The following is a 26,446-nucleotide window of genomic DNA, read 5'->3' on the forward strand; positions in this document are numbered from 1 at the left end:
AGACCACGATGAAGACGTTGCCCTTCACTGCCCTCGTTCTCGCCCTGTGGGCTGCTCCCGCCGCAGCGCAGAGTATCCAGGTTCATCTCAGCCCGAGCTGCGGCTGCTGCAAGGCCTGGGTCAAGCACCTCGAACAGGCCGGCTTCTCGCCGCGCGTGATCGAAAGCAGGGACATGGCGGCCAGCAAGCGCGCCATCGGCGTGCCGGAAAAGGTCGAGTCCTGCCACACCGCGATCATCGACGGCTACTTCATCGAGGGACACGTGCCGGCTTCCGATATCCGCCGGCTGCTCAACGAGAAGCCAGCCGCGATCGGCCTGGCCGTTCCCGATATGCCCGTCGGTTCACCGGGGATGGACGTTCCTGGCGTGGCCCCGGAGAAATTCGAGACGCTTCTTGTGGGTGTGGACGGCAAGACCATTGCCTACGCGAGGCACTGAGGCCTGCGCGTTAGGCGCAGCTTATCCTTCCCGCGGAGCCTGGCCGTTCGGTATCATCGAGCCGACTTGGGCGCTGGCGGCGATAAACCGGTCGCGCCTGAAAAAGCGACCACGGCAGCGTGATGGCGCGATTTCCGCCTTTAACCAAGGTGGCTTGAGGTTGTTGAAGCATTAACCGAACTTCTTCACGTCTTATGAGTCCTGATCGCGCAAATTTTCCCGATGACCACCCGCTCTCCCTTCTCGATCCTGCGTCTCGCTTTCGCAATGGTGTTCAGCTCCCTCGTGTTGTCCGGCTGCGTGACAGGCGATGGCGACACCCGTCATCTTCAGCCCTTGCCGGCGCGCCTCGTCGCGGAGATGACCCAGAAAGGCATGAGCCAGAGCGACCCGATCCTGGTGCGCATCTTCAAGAAGGAGAGTGAGCTCGAAGTCTGGAAGCGCGATCGCAGCGGCCAATACGCCCTGTTCAAGACCTATCCGATGTGCCGCTGGTCGGGCCAACTCGGGCCAAAGAAGCGCGAGGGCGACCGGCAGGCCCCGGAAGGGTTCTACACGGTCACGGCCGACCTGATGAATCCGCGCTCGCAGTTCTACCTGTCATTCAACCTCGGTTATCCCAATCCGCTGGAGCGGTCCCAGGGCTATTCGGGCTCGGCGCTGATGGTCCATGGCGCCTGCACCTCCGCCGGATGCTACGCCATGACCGACGAGGGTGTCACCGAGATCTACGGCCTGGCGCGCGAGGCATTTGCTGGCGGGCAGCGCAGCTTTCAGGTGCAGGCGTTGCCGTTCCGGATGACGCCCGAGAACATGGCGCGTCACCGCAACAACGCGCATTTCGCCTTTTGGGAGAACCTGAAGGAGGGCTCGGACCATTTCGAGGCGACGAAGCAGCCGCCGAAGCTCGCCGCATGCGGCAGGCGCTACGTGTTCAACGCCAAGGACGGCTCGGCCTCGATGACGCCCGGAGAACCTTGCCCGGTCTACGAGACTGATCCCGAGGTGCAGCCGCTGGTGTCGCAGCGGCAGGACCGGGACCAGGCGCGCTTCGCCGCCCTGGTCGGGTCGGGCTCGCCCACGATGAGCTACGCCCATCTTGACGGCGGCATGCATAAGAGCTTTCGGAGGATGCTGAAAGATCTCGGTCCGGAGCGGATGCAGTCGATGGTTGCGGGCAAAGTCGAGATCAGCCGCCCCGACGCCGCGCTGGTCGACTCGTTCGATGATGACGAAGCGCTGGGGCGAACGGACACGACCGGTTCGCTGGCCAGGCGATGAGCAGACCGCCCAGCGACTAGCGCTTGAGGTCCCAGATGGCTCATGCCCCTCCGATCGAAGGAAGATCATTCTCTCGGCAAGATCGTGAAGCACAAGCCGCTGCCCGACGATATGCGCACCAAACGCGCAACAAAGAAGCCCGGCCGTTAAGCCGGGCTTTGAGCGATCACCCGATCCGGATCCGGTCTGACGCGAGGAAAGTGTAGGGAGGAACGACGAGGTTCTTCGGCGCCGGTCTGCGGCGTACCCGGCCGAGGGCGTCGTAGACCGAGCCATGGCAAGGACAGAACCAACCGCCATAGTCCCCGCGAGGGTCCCCGGTTCTCTGACCGAGCGGAATGCAGCCGAGATGAGTGCAGACCCCGACGACAACCAGCCAAGTGGGATTCTGCAGCCGTGCCGCGACCGGCTCGGGATCGAGCAGCTCCGACAGATCGTCGTCCTTGTCACTAGCAATCTGATCGGCCGTCCTGCGGGCAATGAAGACTGGTCGCCCGCGCCACTGCACGGTAATACGTTGACCAGGCGCTATGGGCGCTAGGTCGAACTCCGCACTCGCGAGCGCCATCGTGTCAGCGCTCGGCTGCAAGCTGGCGACCAACGGCCAAACGACCGACGCCGTCCCCACCACGCCGAAGGCTACGGCTGTCAGGTCAATAAAATCCCGTCGCGTCGGCGTGGCGCTTGGTATTGTAGAAGAATTGACTGTCATGAAACCACCAAAGTGATTGCATGCCAACTTGGGCACCGCTTTGCGCGCCCCGCGCAAAGAAGCGTTGAGACTGACCAGAGCCTAGCGGCCAATGGTCGTCCTTAATTGTTACACGATTCTCCGATAGCCTCTGTTGAGGGCGGCGCGGTCTTCTCGGTCGGCTCGATGAATTTCATCGGCGCGCTGCCGATCGACGGCTACGACAATGTCGCGGCCCGGCTCGTCACGAATATCGTCCGGCGCTTCGCCAACCCCGAGCCGTTTCCGCCGCCGCATGACGCAAAAGGTTGAGATGCCGCGACCGCTGGAGCGCTGATGAAGGGGACGGTCGAAGAGCAACGTGTCGCATAGCGATCGGCTTCATCGGCGCCAGGCTGATGAGGTACGGCATCGCCTCACTTACAACAATGAGATGATCGTCTCCACAACACCGTGCCCCCGATCGTCATGCTGTGAATCGGCGCGCCGTTTGACCCCCGTTAAGCATCCAATCGGGACCCCTCAAAATTAGTTGCAAGGCACTGAGAAGATTTCAGTAATCTCGTGCGCCGTGGGGTCAACCGGCATGCCGATGATGGGGTCAAAGCGCGTGCCGCTTCACAGGCCCGCAGCGCGGTGCCTTTCGTTGCCGACGACATCATGGAGACCTTTGATGATTTTCGCGCGGAGGAGGCGTTCCGCCTGTTCGAGAAGATGGCGCAGGCCGGCCAGGTGATCTACCTCGCCCACCACCAGCATCTGTGTGTGATCGTCCGAGGTGTCTGCCGGGCGCGCGGCTGCACCGCCTCGACGAGGCCGCGATGGAACGTGAGTTCGCTTGAGGGCTTTCGCGGCTGGTGATGGTCAACGCGATCGGAGCCTGCGCGGCTCGCAGTCGATCTAGGAACGAGCGAAGAGAAGCAACGGCTCTATATCGTGATTATCGGCTGCTCGGAGCGCCTCGACATAACGGGCGCGGGTCGCGCCTGCATCGATCAGGTTCGTGCGCCCCCAGGAGAAAGCGGGTTGGCCGAGCTGGCGAGCAAGGAGGTCGCCGACGAGGCGAGAGAGCCGTCCGTTGCCATTCGGAAAAGGATGGATGGCGACGAGGCGATGGCTGAACCGTACGGCGGTTTCATCGGGCGGAAAGGTCCCATGCTCGACCCAATAGCGCGCATCGTCGACGAGCTGCCTGACATCCATCGCAATGCGATAGGCGTCGACGCCGATGTTCCGCGGGGTCGTGCGATATTGCCCGGCCCAGCGCCAGACGTCGCCGAACATGCGTCTGTGCAATTGGCTCAGGAAGTCCTGATCGAGGACATCGCGCTTGCGCGACATCGCCCAGCGCAGCGCCTCGCCGATGTTGACCTGCTCGGCCTCGTTCAACTCATGTCGCAAAGTGATGTAGGCTGGGATGAGCTGCTCGCGTTCCTCCGCAATCAATGGCGTATTGGCGTCATCGTCCTCTTGGAATAGCGGGTCGGGCATGGCGATCAGTCATCGTCCCAAAGGCTGCGGGGTGAGCCTGAGAGGGTGAGGTCGATCATGCGGCGCTGCTCGTCATCGAGATCCGACTTCAGGAGTGCCTGGTTTTCCAGCCGCATGGTGTGGTCGAGGCGTGCGATGTCTCGTCCCGCTTTCTGGGCGGCGCGGTCGCGCAGAATTTCGTCGAGGGGCTTGGTCGGGACGAAAGCGTAGACGAACGTGCAGTTCATCGCCGCGGCCGCCTCGCGCAGCGTCCTGATTGTCGTAGCGCCAGAGACTTCCGCCTTTTCGATCGCAGGGACGCGGGAGGGAGCGGCCTTCATGCGAGCGGCGAGCTGCCGGGTGCTCATGCCCAGAGCTTCGCGGATGGCCCTCATCCAGCCGCGAGGTGGGGTGACGACGTTAAGATCGCGCAAGGGCGCAACACGTCGCTCTAACTGCTTGCGCGCCAGGGCTGCCTGGTTAGGGTTCATGATTATGTGTCCAACCTGGTAGATAACTAACATTCAAATATGAGCAGATCAAGCTGTGTTGAACATTAATATGTGTTCAATTAGATACGATTTGATCATAAAAATATGAATGACAACTAGGCGGCCTCCTGCAACTCGCACCAGGCCTCGCCTACCTGCTTCCCGGTGTGACAGGCTCAGGCGGATGCCGTGGTGGGCAGGTCGAGCAGGGGTGGCAAGAGCCGTTCAGCTCGGCCATCCAGCACCACTTTGATACGGCTTCTTTGAGTCAATCAGGAATGGACAAAAACGCGGAATCTTAAAGTCCGTGCTCGGGATGTACCGCGATACGGGCGTCGCCCTGAGGGCTGGTTTATTGGCGGCGCTGAAACCCCAGTTGGGCTTCCACCCCTATGGGCGGCATGATCTGGCCTATTCCCCGCAGCGGCTAGCAGCCAACCTCTGGCGGAGCAGTGCGTTCGAGAGCTTGGACCACCGCGACCAGCCCAATCCCGCTCTTTGGTGATGGCGTCCTGGTCCGGTTCCGGATCTTCAACGATCAACCCGCTGGGGGTCGGCTACGCGAGCGTGCCGCCGCTTTCGGCTTCGCCTTCGCGGTGATCGCGATCGGCCCCGGCCCTTTGAAGGAGCCATCGAGCGGGAATTGGCCCGCTCCCGGATGGAGCCTTCACGATGTCGCACGATCTGTCGCTCGCCCAGAACCACGCCTTCCAGCTCGCACGCACGCTGATGGTCGCGGTCACGCTGTTCCGGGTCGATGGCAAATATGGCGTCCTGCCAAGCGACGAGCTCGATGATGGCGAAGTCACCATCATCCACGAGTTCGATCCTCACACGATGGGGCCGGCTCGTTGAGCCGGCCCTTCCCACCGGCGGTGCCGCTCGCGAGCGGGCGGCCGCAAGGGAAGCTGCGCCGCGGCTGGCTGGTGTCATGGCGCTGCGCGCCCTGCAGAATTCACCAGTTGCCAGCCGCGCCCTTGCCACCTTCGCTCTTCGCGGCGGCTGGGGGGTGGCCCCGCGATACGGGGAAAGGAAACCAAAGCAGGAAAGGTCCGGTTGCCGAAGAGGCGCCCGAGAGAGAGGATATGGAGAGGAATGAGATTGAAGAGCTGAGGAATCGCATTGCTTGCCGAGCGGTTCTGGAGAAAGCAGGCTTCGCGATCGACCTGAAGGAAAGCACGCGCCGGGCGGTCAAATACCGTCGTGGTGACGCCATCATCATCGTGATCCACGAGGGCAGGGGATGGTTTGATCCCCTCTCGGATGCCAAAGGCGATGTGTACACCCTCGTCGCGCACCTCGATGGCGTCGGGTTCGGCGAATGCTTCGATCGCGTCGCGGAATTGGTCGGGTTCGTCCCCTCGGAGCCTGTCTGGGTGCGGCCGGCGCGTGAGCGCGCGCGCGATACCGATATCGCGGCTGCCGAACGCTGGCGACGGCGGGGCCGGCCTTGGCCTGACTCCATGACTTGGCGCTATCTGCGGGATGAACGCTGCCTCTCCGAGGCGGTTCTCCGCGCAGCGATCCGGCACGGCCGCCTGCGCGAGGGGCCGCTAGGCAGCATGTGGGCGGCCCATGTCGATGATGCGGGCATCGTCACCGGCTGGGAGGAGCGCGGCCCCGACTGGCGCGGCTTTGCGACCGGAGGCGCGAAGGTTCTGTTCCGCTTCGGTCCTGTCGATGCCCGGCGCCTCTGCGTGACCGAGGCGGCGATCGACGCCATGAGCCTCGCGGCGATCGAGGAGATGCGCCCCGACAGCCTCTATCTCAGCACCGGAGGTGGATGGGCGCCCGCCACGGAAGCAGCCATCCGAGCACTTGCCGCCCGTCCCAATGTGCAGCTCGTCGCCGCAACCGACAACAATGCACAAGGCGAGGTCTATGCCGGCCGCATCGAGGCGATCGCCGTTGCCGCAACCTGCGGCTGCGAACGGCTGGCGCCTGCGCGTGAGGATTGGAACGAAGAACTGCGCTCGACCGTGGGAAGGGGAAAGGAGAGCGACTGTTTGGTCAAGCGCAGCTCCATGGTGAGTTTGTGCGGACGATTGCGTTGATGATCGTGAGCAGTTTGCGCATGCAGGCGGTGATGGCGACCTTTGGAGGTTTGCCGGCCGAGCGCAGACGGGCATTGAACGCTTTGAGTGCCGGGTTGCAGCGGATGGCGGCGAGAGCCGCCATGTAGAGGAGGGTTCGCAGGTCTGCGCGTCCGCCTGCGATGGTGCGCTTGCCGCGCATCTGGCCGCTATCGCGATTGAGCGGGGCGACGCCGACGAGGGCGGCGATCTGGCGGCGCGTCAGTTGGCCGAGTTCGGGCAGCTTGGCGATCAGGGCCGCGCGGAAGACAGGTCCGACGCCCGGCACGGAGGCGAGGAGATCGTCCTCGCCGCGCCAGGCTGGCGACCGGCGCAGGCTGGTGCCGATCTCTCCGTCGAGGGCGGCGATCTCCTTGTCGAGGAAGGCGATATGAGCCTCCAGTGATGGGCGCAGGCTCGGCGTCATCTGGCTGCGCCGGATTTTCTCGCCGGCCCGCATCTCGACGAGTTGGCGCCGCCGCGTCACCTGATCGATCAGCGCCCTGCGCGCGTCGTCGGGAAGCGGTCGGGGCTGGGGCCTCACCGCTTCGGCGAAGAGCGCGATGACGGCCGCATCGAGGCGGTCGGTTTTAGCCAGCCTGCCGGTGGCCCTGGCGAAGTCGCGCACCTGACGGGGATTGACGACCGCGACGAGGATGCCGGCGGCGCACAAGGCCGCCGCCGCCCGTTCCTGCAGGGCGCCGGTCGCCTCCAGCACAGCCAGGCACGGACCCGGGGCGTGCGAAAGACGCACGCAAAGGGCCGCGATTGCGGCCTCGTCGTTCGCCAGCTCGAGCACCTCGCCTCCGGGCCGGATATGGACATCCAGCCGGGCCTTCGAGACATCGATGCCGACATACTGCTCGATCTGGGTCATGCGCCGTGCCCTGCCTTGCCGGTGCGGGCTCGCTGCGCGGCCCCCGCGACTGTCCGGGCGTGAATGACGCTCCGCGGCGGCCCTCGGCTCTCCTACGGTGTCGACCACCGTGGGCAGGGGCGGGCTCACCGCGGAGACCCCGCGAGCCTCGCAAGCAAGGCTCAGATCTCCACTACACACAAGGGCAGGGAAGCAGGAACCCGGCTGCCGCATGCCCGCCGTCCGCGTCAAGGGTGAAGCTTCGCCCGCGTTCCGCGGCCCTTGACCCAGCCGGACGGAGAGGCGGCTGCGGGGGAGGGGTCAGAAGGGCTGAAAGTGACGGCGAAATCGAGAGGATGAGCCGCGCTCCAGCCCGACGAGGCTGAAGGAGCCCGCCATGACCCTCTCCTCATCCATCCGAAAGATCTATCAGGGCGTCGCCGACCGGCGCCAGCTCTTTCGCATGTTCGATCGTCACGCCCAACGCTCGAACCGCTGGCAGGACGATGCCGGTCCGCTCTATGCGGGTGAGTGGTTCGAAATCGCTCAGCACGAGCATGACTACATGCTCGATATCCTGCCGCCGCTGTGGATGCGCGGTGACATGTTCGCCATGCGCGAGTGCCTGACGGGCGCGATCACCAGCATCTTCTTCACGCTGATGATCGATGGCCGACTCCGGTGGTTCCATGGGTACTGCGATCTGTCGGACCCCGCGGCCCCCGATCGGATGAAGGCCGCGATCATCGAGCGCGAATCCCGCCCGGTGAAGGCGATGACGCGCGAGGAGCGCCTCGAGCACATCTGGAGCGCCACGCACGACGACTATCGGGGCTACGCCGATTGGCGCTTCCCCCACAGGCATCAAGGCAGGCGGATCGTCATGATCTGTGCGCCCGGGCGAGACCGCGACTTCAAGCTGCTGGACCAGCTCACCGATACGGAGATCGCCGCGAAGCTACCGGTGCATCTGCGCTACCTCCCAGACGCCATCGCGGCCTGACGGGAGGTGGCGATGTTCACCTTTTCCGTGACGGATGTGCGTGCCGTCATCACGCGTGGACGGATCGACGCCTTCCTCAACGGCGGCTTCCGCAATCCCCACTACGGCCTCGCTCCTGGTAAGGACGAAAAGCCCGGTCTCTGGCTGGTCGGCGACGAGGGCGTATACATCCTGTCGAACGGCAAGCTTGCCGAGGGGCAGCGTCCCCTCGTCGTCTATGCCGCAGAATGCGATCCGAAGACCAATCCCGACTACTGGCACTACAAGCGCCAGCATTTCGGCGGCGATGACGGCATCGATTTTCTCGATGCTGTCGAGCTCGTGAAGCTGATGGCGGCCTCACCTACAGCGACACATCTGACGATCGAGATGACCGACACCAGCATGTCGATCTCCCTGATCCGCCGCTGACCCCGGCCGCTCAGGCTCGCTCCCGAACATCGTCGCGACCAGCCGCCTGCCGGACATCGTTCGACCGGGCCGATGGCGCGCGCCCTTATCGCAAGGAACCATTCCGATGGCGCATGACCCGTTCACCCTCGACCTCTTCGGCAATACGGCCCTGTCCTCAGGGCTCGGTCTCGGCATCACGGCGTTTCCGGCCGGGTCCAACGATAATCCGGACCATGACGATCCGCCGCCATCGACTCCGGCGCCGGCGATGCCGGTGCCAGGGAAAGAACGGCCCACCGGCACGGTACCGCGTCCGCGTGGGGAGGATTTCCACCTCACTGGCGACCGCGGCTTGGCCAGAGGCTGGAAGCAGCGCGCCCGCGACAGCATCGCGGCGATCCGGTTGGCGACCGAGATCGAGAGCAAGGCACGTCCGGCAACGTCGGAGGAACAGGCGCGGCTGATCCGCTTCACCGGCTTCGGCGCTTCCGAGCTTGCCAATGGCGTGTTCCGCCGGCCCGGCGAGACCGGTTTTGCGCAGGGCTGGGACGAGATTGGCGCCGCGCTGCAGGACGCTGTCGACGATGCGGACTATACCTCGCTGGCGCGCTGCACCCAGTACGCTCATTTCACGCCGGAGTTCATCGTCCGAGCGATCTGGGCCGGGCTGCTGCGCCTCGGTTGGCGCGGCGGGCGCGTGCTGGAGCCCGGTATCGGCACGGGGCTCTTCCCAGCGCTCATGCCGGAGGACCTGCGCGACGTCTCGCACATCACCGGTATCGAACTCGACCCTGTCACGGCGCGTATCGTACGACTGCTCCAGCTGCGGGCGAGGATCGTCACCGGAGACTTCGCTCGTGCTGAGCTGCCGGCGCAGTTCGACCTCGCGATCGGCAATCCGCCCTTCTCCGATCGCACCGTGCGATCCGACCGGGCGTTCCGCTCGCTGTCCTTGCGTCTGCACGACTACTTCATCGTGAAGGCGATCGACCGGCTGAAGCCGGGCGGGCTTGCCGCCTTCGTGACCAGTCACGGCACAATGGACAAGGTGGACGCCACCGCACGCGAGCAGATCGCGACGATGGCTGACCTCGTCGGCGCGATCCGATTGCCGGAAGGCAGCTTCCGCGCCGATGCGGGCACCGACGTCGTGGTCGACCTCATCTTTTTCCGGAAGCGCAGGCGCGATGAGCCGGAGGGCGACGTCTCCTGGCTTGATCTCGAAGAGGTCCGGCCGGCGACGGAGGACGAGGGCGCGATCCGGGTCAATCGCTGGTTCGCGCATCGTCAGAATATGGTGCTCGGGACCCATGCCCTGACCTCTGGCCCCTTCGGCGAGAGCTACACCTGCCTGCCGAAGGCCCACGACGATCTCGACGCCATCTTGACCGCCGCCGTCAACCTTCTCCCGGAAGGCCTCTATGACGGCGAGCCGGAGGCGATCGACCTCGACGGCGACGATGTGCCGATCGCCCACGAGCGCCCCGACGACAGGCATGTCCGCGAGGGCAGCTATGTCCTCGACAACCGACAGGGCCTCATGCAGCTCCTCGACGGGCGGCCGGTCGCGGTGACGCTCCGCAAGCGTCGCGGCAGAGACGGCATTCCGGAAAAGCATGCCCGCATCATTCAGAAACTGATCCCGATCCGGGATGCCGTCCGCGAGGTGCTTAAATGCCAGGAACTCGACCGGCCGTGGAAGGATGCGCAGGTCCGGTTGCGCATTGCCTGGTCGAATTTCGTCCGCGCCTTCGGACCGATCAACACCACGGTCGTCTCGACAACCGAGGACCCGGAAACCGGCGAAGTGCGCGAGACTCATCGCCGCCCGAACCTCCAGCCCTTCATCGACGATCCAGATTGCTGGCTGGTCGCGTCGATCGAGGACTACGATCTCGAATCCGACACCGCGAAGGCGGGTCCGATCTTCACCGAGCGCGTGATCGCCCCGCCGGCGCCGCCAATCATCACCAGCGCAACTGACGCGCTCGCCGTCGTGCTCAACGAGCGCGGTCATGTCGATCCCGACCACATCGCCGAGCTGCTGCACGCGCAAGTGGACGACGTCATCGCCGAGCTCGGCAACGCGATTTTCCGCGATCCGGTCGATGGCTCCTGGCAGACGGCCGACGCCTATCTTTCCGGTGCCGTGCGCTCGAAGCTCGCGGCCGCTCAAGCCGCCGCAGCCCTCGACCCTGCTTACGAGCGCAATGTCACGGCGTTGCAGGGCGTGCAGCCTGTCGATCTGCGGCCCTCCGACATCACCGCCCGGCTCGGCGCGCCCTGGATTCCCGCCGCCGATGTCGTCGCCTTCGTGAAGGAGGCGATGGGCGCCGAGATCCGCATCCACCACATGCTGGAACTGGCGTCGTGGACGGTCGAGGCCCGTCAGCTCGGCTGGACGGCCGCCGGCACCTCGGAATGGGGCACCAGTCGCCGCCACGCCGGCGAACTGCTCGGCGATGCGCTGAACAGCCGGGTGCCGCAGATCTTCGATACCGTGAAGGATGGCGACAGCGAGCGCCGCGTCCTCAACACCGTCGATACCGAGGCGGCCAAGGAGACGCTGCAGAAGATCAAGACGGCCTTCCAGACCTGGATCTGGTCCGATCCCGACCGAACCGACCGGCTGGCGCGGGTCTACAATGACCTCTTCAACAACATCGTGCCGCGCGCCTTCGACGGCTCGCATCTGAAGCTGCCGGGCGCCTCGGGCGCCTTTTCTCTTTATGGGCATCAGAAGCGCGGCATCTGGCGCATCATCGCCTCGGGCGCGACCTATCTCGCCCATGCCGTCGGCGCCGGCAAGACCATGACGATGGCCGCCGCGATCATGGAGCAGCGGCGGCTCGGCCTGATCGCCAAGGCCATGCTGGTTGTTCCTGGCCATTGCCTGGCGCAGGCGGCGCGCGAGTTCTTGGCGCTCTATCCGAACGCCCGCATCCTCGTCGCCGACGAGACCAACTTCACCAAGGACAAGCGGCGTCGCTTCCTGTCGCGGGCTGCGACCGCGACGTGGGACGCGATCATCATCACGCACAGCGCCTTCCGGTTCATCGGCGTGCCCTCCACCTTCGAGCAGCAGATGATCCAGGACGAGCTGGAGATCTACGAGCAGCTCCTGACCAGGGTCGAAAGCGACGACCGCGTCTCGCGCAAGCGCCTCGAGCGGCTGAAGGAAGGCCTGAAGGAGCGGCTGGAGGCGCTCTCGACCCGCAAGGACGACCTCCTCACCATCTCCGAGATCGGCGTCGACCAAATCATCGTCGATGAGGCGCAGGAGTTCCGGAAGCTCTCCTTCGCCACGAACATGTCGACGTTGAAGGGCGTCGATCCGTCAGGCTCGCAGCGCGCCTGGGACCTCTATGTGAAGTCCCGCTTTATCGAGACGAAGAACCCGGGCCGGGCGCTGATATTGGCTTCGGGCACGCCGATCACCAACACGCTGGGCGAAATGTTCTCGGTGCAGCGCTATCTCGGCTACGAGGCTCTGTCTCAGCGCGGCCTGCACGAGTTCGACGCCTGGGCCTCGACCTTCGGCGACGTCTCGACCGAGCTCGAACTCCAGCCCTCGGGCAAGTACAAGCCGGTCACCCGTTTCGCTACCTTCGTCAATGTCCCGGAACTGATCGCCATGTTCCGGTCCTTTGCCGACGTGGTGACGCCGGAGGACCTGCGCCAGTACGTCAAGGTTCCGGCGATCTCGACCGGTCGGCGCCAGATCCTCACCGCCAAGCCGACTGCGGCGTTCAAGCTCTACCAGGTCCAGCTCGGCGAGCGCATCAAGGCGATCGAGATGCGCGACCGGCCGCCCGAGCCGGGCGACGACATCCTGCTCTCGGTCATCACCGATGGCCGCCACGCGGCGATCGACCTGCGGCTGGTCGACCCGGACAACGACAACGAGCGCGATAACAAGCTCAACGACCTGATCTCGAATGCCTTCCGCATCTGGCAGGAGACGGCCGGCAAGAGCTATGTCCGGCCGGACGGAAAGCCGTTCGAGCTGCCCGGCGCCGCGCAGATGATCTTCTCCGACCTCGGCACGATCAGCGTCGAGAAGAGCAGGGGCTTCTCGGCCTATCGCTGGATTCGGGGCGAGTTGGTCCGGCTCGGCGTGCCGGCCTCCGAGATCGCCTTCATGCAGGACTTCAGGAAGTCCGAGGCCAAGCAGCGGCTGTTCGGCGATGTCCGCGCCGGCAGGGTCCGTTTTCTGATAGGGAGCTCGGATACGATGGGCACAGGCGTCAATGCGCAGCTTCGCCTGAAGGCGCTCCACCACCTCGATGTTCCCTGGCTGCCGTCGCAGATCGAGCAGCGCGAGGGCCGCATCGTGCGCCAGGGCAACCAGCATGACGAGGTCGATATCTTCGCCTACGCGACCGAAGGCAGCCTCGATGCCACGATGTGGCAGAACAACGAGAGGAAGGCCCGCTTCATTGCAGCAGCACTCTCGGGCGACACATCGATCCGGCGGCTGGAGGACCTCGGTGAGGGCCAGGCGAACCAGTTTGCGATGGCGAAGGCGATCGCTTCCGGCGATCCGCGCCTGATGCAGAAGGCTGGGTTAGAGGCCGACATCGCTCGCCTGGAGCGCTTGCGCGCCGCCCATATCGATGACCAGCATGCCGTTCGCCGACAGATCCGCGATGCCGAACGCGAAATCGAGCTGTCGGCCCGGCGCGTCAGTGAAATCGGCCAGGACATCGAGCGGCTTATGCCGACAGCCGGCGAGGCCTTTGCCATGACTGTGACCGGCAAGTCCTACACAGAGCGCAAGGAAGCTGGTCGCGCGCTGATGAAGGAGATCCTGACCCTGGTGCAGCTCCAGCAGGAGGGCGAGAGCGTCATCGTCTCGATCGGCGGCTTCAACCTCGAATATGCCGGTGAACGGTTTGGCCGCAACGGCTATCGCTACACCACCATGCTGATGCGCACCGGGGCCGACCACGAGATCGAGCTGTCGGTCACGGTCTCGCCGCTCGGTGCGATTGCTCGCCTCGAGCACGCGCTCGGGGATTTTGAGGGTGAGCGGGAGCGTTATCGTCAACGCCTGGCCGATGCCCGGCGCCGCCTTGCCTCCTATCAGTCGCGCGACGGCGGCGAGTTCGCCTTTGCCGGCGAATTGGAGGCGAAGCGCCGGCAGCTCGCGGACATCGAGGCCGACCTTGCGAATGACAGGGAGAGCCCCGGCGACCGGAACGCTGCGTAGGGGCGCTATCGCGATAAGCGGTTCTCGTCGTCGATCAGGACGAGACGGGCCGGAGGTCTGTCGCTCCATTTCCAGAGCACGAGGTTCAGATCCTCGATGGTCGCGCCGGCGGCAAAGCTTCGAACGAGCAGGCCGCTATAGCCCGCGCCAATCAAGCGCCGGGCGAAACCTTGTGTCTTCGCCTCCCCGGTTGCCTTCATCTCGTCTCGCCATGTCATGCCGGCGAGGGTGGCGGCGTTCATGCCCTCGGCCGCAAGCGCGGTTTCGTCGCGGCAATCGAAAATGCTGTCGATCTCGGCATCATAGGCGACGAGCGTTGTCGGCTGCAGGTTGCCGACCTGGTTGGCTTCCCTCAGCGCCGTCATGATCGACAGGGAGGTGTGGAGCGCCGGTATACCCTTCGGATTGAACCGGCCGCCATAGAGCTCGGCGCCGAGCCCCGAGAGCGGTTCACGCGCGTAGATCGGGGTGAGAGCCCGATAGAGCTTTCCATCGTAGCTGAGTGGCACGATCAGGCGTGCACGCCGGCGTCGACAGCGTCGATATAGTCGAGCACGTCATCGGCCCGGCCGCTGCGAACCAGTTGCATCGCCGTCTGGCCGGAGAAGCCGGACAACGGTTCAGAGCGATACCAAGCATAGGCCATCAGCGCGGAGCCGAAGCGCGGTTCGACCTTGTTGATAACCTCGATCATCTCGCGCAGGCGCCGCTGGGTCTTGTCCGAGCGGATCCTGTCCTTGCGCTGGATCGCGTCCTTGCCGAGTCCGGCCGTGCGGGCGATCTCCTCGCTCGTCGTACGCAAAGCTTCCGCGATCCTGCGCGGGGCGAAGATGCCGTCATCAGCATATTGGGCGACGCCCATGGCTCAGGCCTCCATGTCTATGTGCCGATCATTCTGACGCAATATAGTGTCAGAAATAGTGGAATTCAACAGAGGGGAGGAGAGGAGGAATAGCCCGCTCGCAGATCGGCCGGTCCGGCAGCGCTGACGCTCAACCGCGGCCTGCCGCGATCTCGGCCCGTCGTCCTTCGCAGGGCTGAAAGCCCCGCTTGTCCGGCCGGCCAGGGATGCTCGGCCGCAGTTGTGCCGGCCCGTCCGCTCCGCGGGGCCGGGGGGTGTCTTCGGGAAGAAGACGGAAAAGGACCGGCGAGAGCCTGAGTCCGCAATCCCCAAATGGAGCAGTCCCATGCATCTCATGAAGGTCGATCCGCGCGCGCTGAAGGAGAACCCCGACCGTTCGCGCCAGACCAAGTCCACGCCGCAGGCCGATGCCCTGTTGCTGGCGACGATCAAGGCCGTCGGCATCGTCCAGCCGCCGGTCGTCGCGCCGCAAACCGATGGCGGCAACGGCTTCATCATCGATCGCGGCCACCGTCGCGTGAAGCAGGCGATCGCCGCCGGCCTCGAAGAGATTGAGGTCCTCGTCGACGAGGTGGCCAACGATAATGGCGCTATGCGCTCCATGGTCGAGAATATCGCGCGCGAGCCGCTGAACCCCGTCGATCAGTGGCGCGGCATCGAGCGTCTGGTCGCACTCGGCTGGACCGAGGAGGCGATCGCCGTCGCGCTCGCGCTGCCGGTGCGCCAGATCAAGAAGCTCAGGCTGCTGGCGAACGTCCTGCCCGCCATGCTCGACCACATGGCGAAGGGCGACATGCCAAACGAGCAGCAGCTGCGTACCATCGCGGCGGCCGACCTCGAGGAGCAGAAGGAGGTCTGGAAGGTCCAGAAGCCGAAGAAGGGCGATCCGCAGGTCTCGTGGTTTGCCGTCGCCAATGGGCTGTCGAAGAAGCGCATGTATGCGCGCGACGCCAGCTTCGGCGAGGATCTCGCGCAGGCCTACGGCATCCAGTGGGTCGAGGACCTGTTCGCGCCGGCCGACGTTGACTCGCGCTACACCACCAATGTCGAGGGCTTCCTGGGGGCCCAGCAGGAATGGATGACCAGTAACCTCCCCAAGCGCGGCATCATCGCCGACGTGAACAATTGGGGCCAGGTCGCGCTGCCGCCCAAGGCAAGCCAAGTCTACGGCAAGCCGGGCAAGACCGACCGCACGGCCATGTACCTCGACCGCGAGGGCAAGGTGCAGACAATTCATTTCCGTTTGCCCGAGCCGAAGAAGTCGAAGGACGGCAAGGCTGACGAAGGCGGGGATGAGACCGCGCTCGTCGCGAGGCCGCGTCCGGACGTGACGCGCAAGGGCGTCGAGATGATCGGCGACCTGCGCACCGACGCACTGCACGAGGCGCTGGCGCGTGCGCCGATCGAGGATGATACGCTGATGGCGCTGCTCGTCGTTGCTCTCGCCGGACGCAACATCTCGATCCAGTCCGGCGCGTCCAGCGACGTCTATGGCTTCGCCCGCATGGAGCGGCATGCCGTGCGGCTCGTCGGCGAGAAAGGCCAACTCGCCTTCGATATGGATGCGCTGCGGTCCGCCGGGCGCTCGGCGCTGATCGATGCCTTGTCGGCGCGCGAGAACCGCACCGACAGCGGAATCGTCGCCCGCGTCGTCGGCGAGGCCGTCGGAGCGGTCAATTTCCTGCCGAACATGGCCACGGAAGACTTCCTCTCTTGCTTGTCGCGCGCGGCGCTCGAGCGCTCCTGCAAGGACACCTCCGTGCTGCCGCGCCAGAAGGTGAAGGACACGCGCGCCGCGCTCGTCGAGCATTTCAAGGAGGGGCGGTGGATTCATGCCGCCGCTCTCTTCGCGCCCGACGAGGCCAAGCTCGCCGAGTGGCTCAGCAAGAGCGCTGACGTCGAAGTCGACGACGACGGCGATGCCGCTGACCGGCCAAATTCGCTGGCCGATACGGATGAGCTCGACGCCGACGACCAGCCATATCAGGTCGCCGCCGAATAGGCGGCCTCCCCCTACTCCCGATCGACCTTCCGCCGCCGGTCTTTCCGGCGGCGGTTTCGTTTCCACGACCTTTCGAAGGAGGACGCTATGTCCGCGCAACTGATCTACGACCTCGCCCCGCTGGGCTCGATCATCCGCTTCTCCGACGGCACGGCGCAGCCGCCGCAGCGCCATCGCAACAAGCTCGCCGCCTGGGAGAACCGCAACAGCGGCGGGCGACTGATCCGCAAGGAGCCGCGGCGCCAGACGGGCAATGTCACCATCCCCGCCGCCTTCACGCTCCATATCGGCGACTATGGTGCGGCCGGCACTGTGGTCCTGCGTGTCCACCGCACATTCTCGGTCGATAGCGATCTTAGCTTTGTCGTCGTCGAGCGCCCTCCCGTCGGTGCGATCCGTATCCTCAGCCGCGCAGGCGACCGTAGCGAGCTCGTGCATGTCGCCATGGATCGGACCGCCGCGGCGGCGTGGCTGACGTCTCACCGCTATCCCGATGCGGTGCTCGAGGAAGTCACGGCGGACGAGGCTCCAGCTGGGAGGGCGGCGGCATGAGCACGTCCCCGATCGCCGCGCTCCCGTCCGATTTCCCGGAGATTGCCTTCGGACGCAGCATCGAGGGATTCGCTGTCGCCCGTGTCGGCGACAACGCCTTCGCCATGCTCCCGGCCCACGACGGCCGGCACTATCTCGCGACCGGCTGGCGCATCGGCCGGCCGATCGGAAAATGGACCCGCTCAGACTTCTTCGGCCATTCCGGCGAGCTTGTCGACGAGGCGGCCTTCCAGGCAAGGGTCGTCGAGAATGCGGAGCATCAGCGCGAGACGCGCGCGCTCGGTCGCCGGGAGATCCGCTCGGCCGCAAACACACCCTGGGGTCCTTCGCAGGGCGCCACGCTCTATGCCGAGGGCGTGGTCTCCCATTCGACGGCGGGCCATGGTGGATTTCATTTGTCCAGCGAGCGCAACTGCATGGTCCATCCCATGCTCCGCGCCAAGGGTGGCTGGTACGAGGAAGATGCGGCCTGGGCGATCGTCGCGATCACATTCCCGCATTTGTTTACCGGCTTCGAGCGCCGCTGCGCCGAGCGGACGATCAAGGATAGTTGGCCCGATGCCTGGGAGGCGATCTTCGGCATGGTGCTCCAGCCCGGCGAATCCTTCGAGAAGGATCGCCGTGCCTTCGAGCTGGAGCATGCCGGCGACTGGATCGTCATCTCGGCGATCACCTCCGATCATGAGCCAGGGTTTGTCGAGGTCGTAGCCACGCCCGGCGGCAGGCGAGGGGCCGGGACCGAGGAGCGGCGCTTCCTCGTGCCGTCGGCCGAGTACCGGGTCGGCCGCTTCGGCTTCATCATCGATGACGTTCGCCACCGGGTCTATGCCGGCCCGTCGAGCTTCGCCGGCTGGCAGCGGAGGACGGCATCATGACGTCTCTTCTCGAACGGGGCTCCCAACTCCGCCGGATGGAGGAGGCGCGGCGCCAGACACAGCGTCAGCTCGACCTGATCGACCGCCAGATCATCCGCCGGATGACGGCGCTGATTCCGCAACTCGCTCACAAACGGTCCGGCTATCGCCGCGGCAAGCCGCCCGATCCCGGCGCTGCGGCCCAAGAGGCGGCCTGAGCGGGCGATAGCCTGACCGGTCTCTCCGCACCAAAACGTGGTCGCGACAAGGCGACGCGATTGGAAGCCACCAGTGAAGGAGATCACCATGCCGTTGTTCACGGTCGAGACCACCTATCATCTGCCCGTTTACCGCCAGCGCGTCTATGACGCCCCCTCCGCCGAGGCGGCATGCAGCCTCGGCATCGAGGACGAAGGCTGGGGAGACGGTCGGGAGGATGTCGATACCCCCAGCGAGACCTATGTCACTGGCATCTGGGAAGGCGGCGAGGCCAATGCCGGGCCGACGATCCCGGTGCCGGAACGCTTCGGCGAGACGGTGCAGCGCAAGGCCGATCTGTTCGACACCCTGCTGGCTCTGCTGAAAGAGCCTGCGCAGCCGATGGGGCTGTCGCGCCACGACTTCGAGAGATGGCTGCCGCGTGCACTCGCCGCGATCGGAAGTGCCGACGCCATCACGGCCGGCAACGAGGTGCAACGGGAGCGGAGTTGAGCTAGCCTCCCCCATCACAGGAGTCCGGCCATGGACGAGACGACGCGCGCCGCGTTCGAGCGGCTGCTGGAGATCGCCCGCAGCGACACCGGGCAGTCGCGCCGCGTTGCCGATTTCATTCTCGCCTGGTGGAACGCGACTGAGCTCGGCGGTTTCGACATCGCCCACGTCTTTGCGGTCGACATGGCCATAGGACAGGACATGGCGCGGGTCTTTTCCTGGATCGCCGGTCGAGTGGATGCCGAATATCCGGGCAGCTACCGGGCCGAGATCGAGGACGTCATCCGGCAGTGGCGGCCCGACGTCTGGGCGCGCTCGCAGGAGACCGTCTGACCGTCGCTGGTTTCAGGTGGCGAGCCTCCGTCGCAATGGTTGGCGCGTGCATCGGCTTCCTGCTTCCTGTCGATGATTGGCTGACGATCGCACTGCGGCGGTCGAGATGCCGTCGTCGCTGGCGGCCTGGCACCGGAGATTGCGCGACATGCCGCTGGCGCAGGCGGATCTCATCGCGGGGGCCAAGCCGGGGAACGCGGCGATTCGGGGATGAGCGGCGACCGGTCTCATGTGGCCCTTTCCTCGGCTGCTTCTCGGGCTCGGCGAGCTGGCCCTGCCGGCCCCCCTCGGGTCTGGCTGCGGTCGTAAACCGGCTGCCGGCCGCCTCAAGGCCGCTGCGCGCCGCGGTGCGGCCGGAACCGCCGATCTCGGCAGGGCGGGCCGCGTCCCGCGCGAGGGCTCACGAGCCCTGCTTGTCCGCAGGCCGGCCCCGCTCGCTCTGGCGGCCCCGGACCCTGAAGCGTCCGCCTGTCGCCGGGTTTGTCCCGACCGCGTCCGAGGAAGGGCCGGCAGGGGCCGGTCCGGATCCTCGGCAGAAACCGCAGGAAAGGATCCTCACATGGCCAAGACCGCTGCCGCTCCCCGCCAGACCGCGCGCGTCGTCCCGCTCCGCAAGGGCACCACCCTCGAAATGATCCGGCTCTGCTGCCCGGATGCCGGTCAGGCCACACTCATCTCCGAGAGCTTCGGCCTCACCATCCTCGACAGCGACGGCATCCGCGAACGCCACGAGAAGCTGATCGTCGAGACCGCCGATGCGCTCAGCGAAGGGCTCGGCGAGCGGGCGATGCAGATCCATCTCCAGCGGATCGTCGGTGCCTATGTCGGCTCCGCGCACGGCGCCGGCCAGTTCTACAGCCGCGCGGTCTCGGAGGCCCGCGACGCTACGGCCAAGACCGCCTGTGATGCCCGCGACGAGGATATCGACGGCCCGGTCGGCTTCGATGGCGCTGCCCAGCGCAAGCGTGAGTTCGCCGCCGACATGGCGCTCCAGTCCCACGCGCTCCTCATGGCGGCCGAGGGCGCCGTCGCAGCCTATCAGCAGGTCGTCGGCGAGCGCTGGAGGCCCTTCGAGCGACCGGTCGAGAACTCCGGGCGAAGCGTCGACCGCAAGGCGGCCGACCTCCAGATGGCGGCTCTCGGGTGAGCAGCCTCGGGCGAGGCTCCGGCCTCGCCCATCCGACATTGCATAAGGCACTGGCCGGTCCCGCGCGGGCGCCGGCCTTTCTGCACGTCTCGCGGCCTGAAAGCCGAGGCCCGATGAGGGGAGATGGGAGTCGGAGATGGCGCCCACGCGGCCCGTCCCGGCTGTCGGTCCTGCCGGGGCCGGCGGGTTGCGCAACGGCTTTGCCGTCCTCCACTGCCGTTCCGGCCCTAAGAACCACCCCGTTGCGCAAGCGCAACGGGGACCCCGGTGGGTGCGCATCCCCCCTGAATGTCCCGGCGACGGACCTCCGTGACGGCCGCGATGGGCGCGGCCTCCGAAACGGAGGTTCAGGACTATGGGCAAGAAGGAAGAAGGACCGCGCGCGGACATCTATGCACGCATCACCGAGCGCATCGTCGCCGAGCTGGATAAGGGCGTTCGCCCCTGGGTGCGGCCCTGGAGCGCGGGCCATGCGAGCGGGCGGATCACCCGGCCCCTGCGCCACAATGGCGAGCCCTACACCGGAATGAACGTGCTGCTGCTCTGGTCGGAGAGCATGGCTCGGGGCTATTCCGCCCCGATCTGGATGACTTTTCGGCAGGCGATCGAGGTTGGCGCGCAGGTCCGCAAGGGCGAATCCAGCGCGACCGTTATCTATGCGAGCCGGTTCACCCGAACCGAAACCGACGGACACGGCGACGAGGTCGAAAAGAACATTCCCTTCCTGAAGGCCTATGGCGTCTTCAACGTCGAGCAGATCGACGGCTTGCCGGAGCACTATTATCACCGGCCGGCGTCGATCCCCGATCCGGTCGAGCGCATCGAGCACGCCGACCGCTTCTTCGCCAATACCGGCGCGGTGATCCGGCATGGCGGCGCGCAGGCATTCTATTCGCCGTCGACCGACCATATCCAAATGCCGCCATTCGAGACCTTCCGTGACGCTGCTGGCTACGTCGCGGTGCTCAGCCACGAGACCGTGCATTGGACGGCGGACTCCCGCCGCGTCGGCCGCGATCTCACCCGCTACGGAAGGGATCGCACTGAACGCGCGCGGGAAGAGCTGGTCGCCGAGATCGGTTCGGCGCTGCTCTGCGCCGATCTCGGCATCGTGCCGGAACTGGAGCCGCGGCCCGATCACGCCGCCTATGTCGCAAGCTGGCTCAAGGTCCTCTCCGACGACAAGCGGGCAATCTTCCAGGCGGCCGCTCATGCGCAGCGCGCCGTCGCTTATCTGCATGGCCTGCAGTCGGAATCTGAAGCGGCGCGACAAGCCGCCTGATTCCGCACACATCGCATTCGGAAGGGAGAGGCGAGCGCCCTCCCTTCCTCCCTCGCGGACGCGGCAAGGGGAGCCCGGCCGCAGCGTTGAGCCAGGGCCGTCTTTCTCTCAATGACTGGCCAGCATACCGGCAGTCGGGCCGCGTCAAGGACGCGCGGTGCCCCCAATTTTGCCGCTGCTGCGCGACGACAAAATCGGCTCCTCCACACGCCGGCGCCGCCGGTCGCTGCGCGATCCCTGACCCGGCCCTCCAACGTCCGGTCCCCTGCCTCCGTCATCGAGATGAAGGAGGTTCACATGACACAGGTTCTCGACATCTACGCGGAAATCGCTGAGCTGCGCGCCGAGTTGGCGCACTGCATCCTCTCCCGCAAGGAGCGCGCCGAGGCGCTTCGACGCGTCGACGAGCTGCTTGCGGAGGCAGTGCGCCGGCGCTGCGAGAGCGAGGGGGCGTGAGCCCCCTCCTTTTTTGTCGGCGACGGCATCGCCGGCGGAACGCATCCGGGAGGATGGCCGCGCGCTTCGGGGCGCGGCCCCGCTCCGCGGCGTTGCCCTCTCGCCGGTGTGGCCCTGCCGGGCGGGGACCGGTTGATGTGGCCGCGTCGTCCTGCTTGAGCTTGGTGGCAGTGGCCGGCGGCAGAGGCCGGATCGTGCGGTGCGCCCTCGTGACGGCGCCGGGATCTGCGTCGACCGCCTGGCGAAGCCGCGTTCGACATCAGGCCGGAGCAGATTCTGGAGGGTGCCGGCGTCCGAGCCGTTCGCGGTGCGCAAGGCCTCGATGCCGGAGATCGGTATCGGTCTCACGGAGAAGATGGTCTGCGTGGGTCGAGGCCGATCGCAGGCACCTGGCGTCATTCCCCGGCGGTTTGCAAAGGCCACCCCCAAGCGCAAGCCCGATGTGGCAGGTCTGGCCGAGGGGCGCGCGCTGCGCGCTCTCGATCTTGTCCCCGCAACGGCCCGAGCCGGCTTTTTTCCGCCACCGGCCACCCCGAAGGGGACCCCGGCCGGCTTTGCATCGCGAAGCAAAAAAGCCGTCTCCGGCCGCCTTCCACTTCGTTCCAGCCCCGAAAGGGGTGCGGGTCGATCGCCCCCGGCCTCTCGACCGCCATCGGGTCGCGATGGGCGCGGCCGGAAACAAGGGAATGAGACAATGGCCAACATCGGCAGCTTCACCACCAACGGCAACGGCTTCACCGGCTCGATCCGCACCCTCAACCTCAACGTCAAGGCCCGGCTGGTCCGCATCGAGAAGCCCTCCGACAACGGCCCGCACTTCCGCGTCTACGCTGGCAATGTCGAGCTCGGTGCCGCCTGGCAGCGGGTCGCCGAGGAGACTGGCCGCGACTACCTCTCGGTCAAGCTCGACGATCCGTCCTTCCGCGAGGCGATCTACGCCACCCTGGTCGAGGTCGAAGGCGAGGAAGGCCTGCAGCTGATCTGGTCCCGGCCGAAGCGGGATTGACGCCTTAGACGAGAGGGCCCCGCCGCGAGGCGGGGCCTTCGCCCTGTGTCAGCCGTTGAGCGCGTCCTTGACCGCCTTGGCCGGCACGAAGGTCAGCTTTTTCGAAGCCGCGACCTTGATCGTGGCGCCTGTGGCGGGGTTGCGGGCCTCGCGCTCCGGCTTGTCCTTCACCTTGAATTTGCCGAAGCCGGCGATATTCGTCTCGCCGCCGCTGGCGGCGGCCTCAGTGATCAGCTTGAACACACTGTCGACGATGGTCTTCGCCTGCGCTTTGGTCAGACCCTGCTCGCCGGCGATCTTGTCGGCGATCTCGTTCGCTGTAGCCATGAGGAATGGTCTCCTATCGTTCCGTTGCAAGCGCCATGACAACAGAAGCGCGGCGGCAGGAAAGACAGGAAACGGCCTTCTGGTCGTCAATCCACTGTAAATCGACGCGAACCGGGCCAGCGCTCGACGAACAGGCTCCGGATGCGGGCGTTGTTCAGCCGGAACGGCTATCGAGATAACCCTTGCGCCTCTTGCTCCGCTCGAGATGGCTCAGCGCGTTGTCAGCCTCGCCCAACTGATCGAAGGTCTCCATCATCGATTGGCCGCCCGTGCCGATCCGGCCCCAGTTGCGTATGACCGATGCGCCGCCGAACAGGGTGGGCTGGATCGAGAGCACGTAGAAGCGCCGCATGTTCCGCGTCGGGTCGATGCGGCGAAGATGGAGCGGTCCTTGGTCCTTGCTGTGCATGGAGGCAAGGCTCGCTTCCACCGGAAACGGCGTCCAACGACTTCCTTGAATCGGTCGGTGATGACCGATTCATCGCGATAATGGATCGGTCGCACCAGCTCCGGCGCGCCCCATCCCATCGGCGGGCTGACCCTCCCTGTATTATGGTGTCGCCGCCGACGACCCAGGTGACACGACGGCCTCTCGTTGGTGTTTCCCGCGCGAGCTGGAGGGGCTCTCTGGTCGGCCCATGATACGGCCGGCGGAGCCCGCCTCAAGGACGCGTGGTGCCCCCAAAATGCTGACGCATTTCGGCTCCCCCACGCGCCGCCTGCGGCGGTCGGCTGGCGCCGATCCTTGACCCGGTCTCCACCGACGCGTGGCGCGCCTTCGTCCATTCGAGACGAAGGAGGTTCTCATGACCATGCCGGTCGATCAGCAGATTGTCGAACTCAAGGCCGAGCTGGCCAATGCCTGCCTGACGCCGCGGGAGCGCCGCGATGCGCAGCGTGAGCTGGAATTCCTGACCGAGCAGGATCGTGGCGAGGCTGAGGCGGCGTATTTCGCAGAGGTCGAGAGTTGGGCTGTGGTCCACGCTGCCGAGCTGGCCGCACTGCCCTTCTGAGCATCACGATCCGGAATAGCCGGTCTGACGCCTCGCGCGTCGGGCCGGCTTTTCGTGTGTCGCCTGTCGTGCCCTGGTGGGCGTCGGTTATTTTCGCAGGCGTGCCTGAGCCGCGATCCGCTCATCGGCCTTGCTCTTATCCGCCAGCGCCGAGGTCAACTCGTCATAGTCGACGCCATTGCGTTTCAGCGCCCGGCGGGCGTCATCCTCGCTGAATCCCAGCAACTCGAAGACGCTCATGTTCAGGCGTGCTGCGATCCGCTCGATCGTCCGAAGGGTCGGATTCCCCTTGGCCCGGGAGACATCGTAATATGTGCCTTTGCCGATGCCGAGTTTGCTGATGAAGCTAGGCGAGTCGTTGCTCTGCGCTTCCAGCTCCTGCAGGCGCATCGCCAGCATCTCGTTCAGGATGGATTGCTCGCCCTCGCGGGGACGGCGCACATTGACCATGGTGATGACCTGACCTTCGGGGCAGGACAAAATTTTCCGTGCAGCCCCCGCACAGCGTCATCAAACTAATATACTGACCTCCGGTCATCAATACATCGCATTAGAATAGTTCCGTCTGGAACCACGATCGCGGGTTGTGTCGCGGGGCTGAGCGGGCCGTTCGAAGGTCATCCTGGCGCATCCGGCCGATGGCCAGACCGGGCTCTCCTCGCACCATGCCGGCGCTCACCGAACCGCTCTGAGGCGGTTCGGCCGGAGGGAACGATCCCTTGCGCGATAGGCTCCCTTTGGCCCTGAAGCCTATGCCGGTAGTGTGGGCATTGGGCCTTCGCCTGGCGACCAGATCCAGGCCGGAAACGCGCTGGTCTCGATCAGAGCATCGAGCGCCATGCGATAGGCGGCATCGGCCTCGTTCGGCACGATGAACATGGCCAAGGGCGTAGCCGCGTCCTCGTGCAGCACGACGCTCGCCAGCGGCTGGCTCGCCGGGAGATTATAGCGCAACCCCTTCAGGAAGCTGATTTTGCGCCGGGTCAGGGTATCCAGCAGGTTCGCCTCATTGATGCTCTCGAATGGGATCCAGTTCTCGGTGACGATCATCAACGCGACGGCCTCGACCGTCGCGACGCCGGCGATGTCGAGACCGAAGGTCGCGATCGCCACGAGATGCGTGTCCGGGTTCGCATTCCACAGCGAAAGCTCGCTGGCGAACACGACGCCCAAGCGGCGGTGGGTATCCTCGTTCAACAGGAACGGGAATTTTGGCGCATGCTTGATCACCAGACGATGGCCAGAACGGGCAGGAGCGATCTCCTTCACCTCACCGACGACGAGGAGCAGCGGGCGGCCTTTGCCGGCTGCTCCTACGGCTCGCGACATGAAGGCGGACCGGCGCTGGGCGATCTCCGCTTCGCGCTCGGATTGAAACATCTCGGGAATGTAGAGGATGTCCGGTAGCGCCTTGCCCTTGCTGGTCTTGCCCTCGGCGGCCTCGAGCAGGAACTTTCGGATGACGGCCCAGTTGCGCTTGCCGGCCATGCCTGGCCGCCAGCGATTGAACTCGGCCTGATCCCAAAGATAGTGCAGGAGGGCGCGCAGCGTCAGCTTTTTCGCATCACTGCGGACCTCGCCCTGGTCGGGCGTCGCGTTCGGAGCGGGCGGCGCACGGCCGGCCGATTTCGTCAGGCTGAAATCGAGCTTCAGCAGGGTGGTGCCGGTCTCGAAGTCTTCGCTGATTGCCGAGCCCGCGACTGAGCCCAAGCCTGATAGCTCATAGGGCGGTTCATAGGAGGCGCAAGCCGGGTCATGTCGCGCGCCGGTGCCAGGCATGCGCTTCAGGATCAGGCGGCCTCCAGCCCGGGCGATATAGAGTGGCAGCCCTGGATTGCGGCACAAGCACAAGGGCCTGACCTGCCGCGTCTGAGCATCCCCCAGCCTCGCCTGGAAATCTGCGGTATCGGCCGCGATCACCTCGCCCTCGATCGCAATTTGTTTCATCGCACCGCCATCGCACTGTTTCCATTGGCGACTGCAATACGACGA

The 26,446-nt window shown here is 65.6% G+C and carries 28 protein-coding genes and 2 pseudogenes; 20 read left to right on the top strand and 10 right to left on the bottom strand.

Translation table 11 applies throughout. From position 1 onward, the window contains the following. Positions 1-8: 8 nt before the first annotated feature. Positions 9-440: a DUF411 domain-containing protein gene (locus tag AC1RMY_RS22195; protein WP_492868240.1), complete on the top strand. Its 432-nt coding sequence runs from the start codon at positions 9-11 to the stop codon at positions 438-440. Between the two features lie 222 nt (positions 441-662). Next, complete coding sequence (locus AC1RMY_RS22200; protein ID WP_492868241.1) at positions 663-1,721, top strand: L,D-transpeptidase family protein; 1,059 nt, start codon at positions 663-665, stop codon at positions 1,719-1,721. 166 nt (positions 1,722-1,887) lie between these two features. Here AC1RMY_RS22200 and petA read toward each other — a convergent pair whose 3' ends face one another. Beyond that, a complete protein-coding gene (gene petA / locus AC1RMY_RS22205) occupies positions 1,888-2,433 on the bottom strand; it encodes a ubiquinol-cytochrome c reductase iron-sulfur subunit (protein WP_492868243.1) in 546 nt (181 codons plus the stop codon). A gap of 165 nt (positions 2,434-2,598) precedes the next feature. Here petA and AC1RMY_RS22210 point away from each other — a divergent pair, with 165 nt between their 5' ends. Next, positions 2,599-2,724, top strand: a complete 126-nt coding sequence (locus AC1RMY_RS22210) for a hypothetical protein (RefSeq protein WP_492868244.1) — start codon at positions 2,599-2,601, stop codon at positions 2,722-2,724. A gap of 312 nt (positions 2,725-3,036) precedes the next feature. After that, positions 3,037-3,254, top strand: a pseudogene (locus AC1RMY_RS22215) (hypothetical protein); the annotation flags it as partial. Between the two features lie 58 nt (positions 3,255-3,312). Here the strand turns inward: AC1RMY_RS22215 and AC1RMY_RS22220 are convergent. Then, a complete protein-coding gene (locus tag AC1RMY_RS22220) occupies positions 3,313-3,903 on the bottom strand; it encodes a mobile mystery protein B (protein ID WP_492868246.1) in 591 nt (196 codons plus the stop codon). 5 nt (positions 3,904-3,908) lie between these two features. Continuing rightward, positions 3,909-4,406 carry a mobile mystery protein A gene (locus AC1RMY_RS22225; RefSeq protein ID WP_492868248.1) on the bottom strand — a complete coding sequence of 166 codons (498 nt, stop codon included), beginning with the start codon at positions 4,404-4,406 and terminating at the stop codon, positions 3,909-3,911. Positions 4,407-5,045: 639 nt separating this feature from the next. On the opposite strand from AC1RMY_RS22225, the gene AC1RMY_RS22230 reads away from it, so the two are divergent. After that, positions 5,046-5,228 carry a hypothetical protein gene (locus AC1RMY_RS22230; protein WP_492868250.1) on the top strand — a complete coding sequence of 61 codons (183 nt, stop codon included), beginning with the start codon at positions 5,046-5,048 and terminating at the stop codon, positions 5,226-5,228. Between the two features lie 230 nt (positions 5,229-5,458). Beyond that, on the top strand, positions 5,459-6,427 hold the full coding sequence (locus AC1RMY_RS22235; protein ID WP_492868251.1) for a DUF3991 and toprim domain-containing protein: 969 nt from the start codon (positions 5,459-5,461) through the stop codon (positions 6,425-6,427). On the opposite strand, the gene AC1RMY_RS22240 is transcribed toward AC1RMY_RS22235, so the two are convergent. Beyond that, positions 6,384-7,322, bottom strand: coding sequence for an IS110 family transposase (locus AC1RMY_RS22240; protein ID WP_492868252.1), 939 nt, complete (start codon positions 7,320-7,322; stop codon positions 6,384-6,386). The two genes, AC1RMY_RS22235 and AC1RMY_RS22240, sit on opposite strands and share 44 nt — an antisense overlap. Positions 7,323-7,698: 376 nt before the next feature. Here AC1RMY_RS22240 and AC1RMY_RS22245 point away from each other — a divergent pair, with 376 nt between their 5' ends. From AC1RMY_RS22245 to AC1RMY_RS22255, 3 genes are all read left to right on the top strand, one after another. Beyond that, a complete protein-coding gene (locus AC1RMY_RS22245; RefSeq protein ID WP_492868254.1) occupies positions 7,699-8,304 on the top strand; it encodes a DUF1419 domain-containing protein in 606 nt (201 codons plus the stop codon). Between the two features lie 12 nt (positions 8,305-8,316). Beyond that, positions 8,317-8,715, top strand: coding sequence for a DUF3085 domain-containing protein (locus AC1RMY_RS22250; protein WP_492868255.1), 399 nt, complete (start codon positions 8,317-8,319; stop codon positions 8,713-8,715). A gap of 106 nt (positions 8,716-8,821) precedes the next feature. Further along, entirely contained in the window at positions 8,822-13,909 is a 5,088-nt protein-coding gene (locus AC1RMY_RS22255) for a helicase-like domain-containing protein (protein ID WP_492868257.1), read from the top strand. A gap of 5 nt (positions 13,910-13,914) precedes the next feature. On the opposite strand, the gene AC1RMY_RS22260 is transcribed toward AC1RMY_RS22255, so the two are convergent. Continuing rightward, positions 13,915-14,418 carry an RES family NAD+ phosphorylase gene (locus AC1RMY_RS22260; RefSeq protein ID WP_492868258.1) on the bottom strand — a complete coding sequence of 168 codons (504 nt, stop codon included), beginning with the start codon at positions 14,416-14,418 and terminating at the stop codon, positions 13,915-13,917. Between the two features lie 2 nt (positions 14,419-14,420). Then, complete coding sequence (locus AC1RMY_RS22265) at positions 14,421-14,771, bottom strand: antitoxin Xre/MbcA/ParS toxin-binding domain-containing protein (protein WP_492868260.1); 351 nt, start codon at positions 14,769-14,771, stop codon at positions 14,421-14,423. Between the two features lie 325 nt (positions 14,772-15,096). Between AC1RMY_RS22265 and AC1RMY_RS22270 the strand changes: the two genes are divergently transcribed. From AC1RMY_RS22270 to AC1RMY_RS22315, 10 genes and pseudogenes are all read left to right on the top strand, one after another. Continuing rightward, a complete protein-coding gene (locus AC1RMY_RS22270) occupies positions 15,097-16,773 on the top strand; it encodes a ParB/RepB/Spo0J family partition protein (protein ID WP_492868261.1) in 1,677 nt (558 codons plus the stop codon). 87 nt (positions 16,774-16,860) lie between these two features. Beyond that, the gene (locus AC1RMY_RS22275; protein ID WP_492868263.1) at positions 16,861-17,325 is read left to right on the top strand and encodes a UCP036055 family protein; all 465 of its coding nucleotides are present in this window, start codon (positions 16,861-16,863) and stop codon (positions 17,323-17,325) included. Beyond that, complete coding sequence (locus AC1RMY_RS22280; RefSeq protein ID WP_492868264.1) at positions 17,322-18,200, top strand: DUF7007 domain-containing protein; 879 nt, start codon at positions 17,322-17,324, stop codon at positions 18,198-18,200. The genes AC1RMY_RS22275 and AC1RMY_RS22280 overlap by 4 nt, the downstream gene beginning before the upstream one ends. Continuing rightward, positions 18,197-18,376: pseudogene (locus AC1RMY_RS22285) on the top strand (hypothetical protein); the annotation flags it as partial. The gene AC1RMY_RS22280 and the pseudogene AC1RMY_RS22285, both read left to right, overlap by 4 nt. A 109-nt stretch (positions 18,377-18,485) precedes the next feature. Next, positions 18,486-18,890: a hypothetical protein gene (locus tag AC1RMY_RS22290; RefSeq protein WP_492868266.1), complete on the top strand. Its 405-nt coding sequence runs from the start codon at positions 18,486-18,488 to the stop codon at positions 18,888-18,890. A gap of 30 nt (positions 18,891-18,920) precedes the next feature. Then, positions 18,921-19,223 (top strand): DUF7673 family protein, encoded by a 303-nt coding sequence (locus AC1RMY_RS22295; RefSeq protein ID WP_492868268.1) that lies wholly within the window; start codon positions 18,921-18,923, stop codon positions 19,221-19,223. A 559-nt stretch (positions 19,224-19,782) separates the two neighbouring features. After that, positions 19,783-20,370 carry a hypothetical protein gene (locus AC1RMY_RS22300; RefSeq protein ID WP_492868270.1) on the top strand — a complete coding sequence of 196 codons (588 nt, stop codon included), beginning with the start codon at positions 19,783-19,785 and terminating at the stop codon, positions 20,368-20,370. 355 nt (positions 20,371-20,725) lie between these two features. Beyond that, positions 20,726-21,652, top strand: a complete 927-nt coding sequence (locus AC1RMY_RS22305; protein WP_492868272.1) for an ArdC family protein — start codon at positions 20,726-20,728, stop codon at positions 21,650-21,652. Positions 21,653-21,949: 297 nt separating this feature from the next. Then, positions 21,950-22,108, top strand: a complete 159-nt coding sequence (locus AC1RMY_RS22310) for a hypothetical protein (protein ID WP_492868274.1) — start codon at positions 21,950-21,952, stop codon at positions 22,106-22,108. A 694-nt stretch (positions 22,109-22,802) separates the two neighbouring features. Then, the gene (locus AC1RMY_RS22315; RefSeq protein WP_492868276.1) at positions 22,803-23,114 is read left to right on the top strand and encodes a DUF736 domain-containing protein; all 312 of its coding nucleotides are present in this window, start codon (positions 22,803-22,805) and stop codon (positions 23,112-23,114) included. A 48-nt stretch (positions 23,115-23,162) separates the two neighbouring features. Here AC1RMY_RS22315 and AC1RMY_RS22320 read toward each other — a convergent pair whose 3' ends face one another. Further along, positions 23,163-23,441: an HU family DNA-binding protein gene (locus AC1RMY_RS22320; RefSeq protein WP_492868278.1), complete on the bottom strand. Its 279-nt coding sequence runs from the start codon at positions 23,439-23,441 to the stop codon at positions 23,163-23,165. 154 nt (positions 23,442-23,595) lie between these two features. Continuing rightward, positions 23,596-23,850 (bottom strand): WGR domain-containing protein, encoded by a 255-nt coding sequence (locus AC1RMY_RS22325; RefSeq protein ID WP_492868280.1) that lies wholly within the window; start codon positions 23,848-23,850, stop codon positions 23,596-23,598. Positions 23,851-24,247: 397 nt separating this feature from the next. Here AC1RMY_RS22325 and AC1RMY_RS22330 point away from each other — a divergent pair, with 397 nt between their 5' ends. Beyond that, positions 24,248-24,454 carry a hypothetical protein gene (locus AC1RMY_RS22330; RefSeq protein WP_492868282.1) on the top strand — a complete coding sequence of 69 codons (207 nt, stop codon included), beginning with the start codon at positions 24,248-24,250 and terminating at the stop codon, positions 24,452-24,454. A gap of 87 nt (positions 24,455-24,541) precedes the next feature. Here the strand turns inward: AC1RMY_RS22330 and AC1RMY_RS22335 are convergent, their stop codons facing one another. Both AC1RMY_RS22335 and AC1RMY_RS22340 read right to left on the bottom strand, forming a co-directional pair. After that, on the bottom strand, positions 24,542-24,853 hold the full coding sequence (locus AC1RMY_RS22335) for an XRE family transcriptional regulator (protein ID WP_492868284.1): 312 nt from the start codon (positions 24,851-24,853) through the stop codon (positions 24,542-24,544). Positions 24,854-25,204: 351 nt separating this feature from the next. Further along, positions 25,205-26,401 carry a DUF1173 domain-containing protein gene (locus AC1RMY_RS22340; RefSeq protein WP_492868286.1) on the bottom strand — a complete coding sequence of 399 codons (1,197 nt, stop codon included), beginning with the start codon at positions 26,399-26,401 and terminating at the stop codon, positions 25,205-25,207. Positions 26,402-26,446: the final 45 nt, after the last annotated feature.

The organism is Allobosea sp. GW822-FHT03F07, from assembly GCF_058801345.1.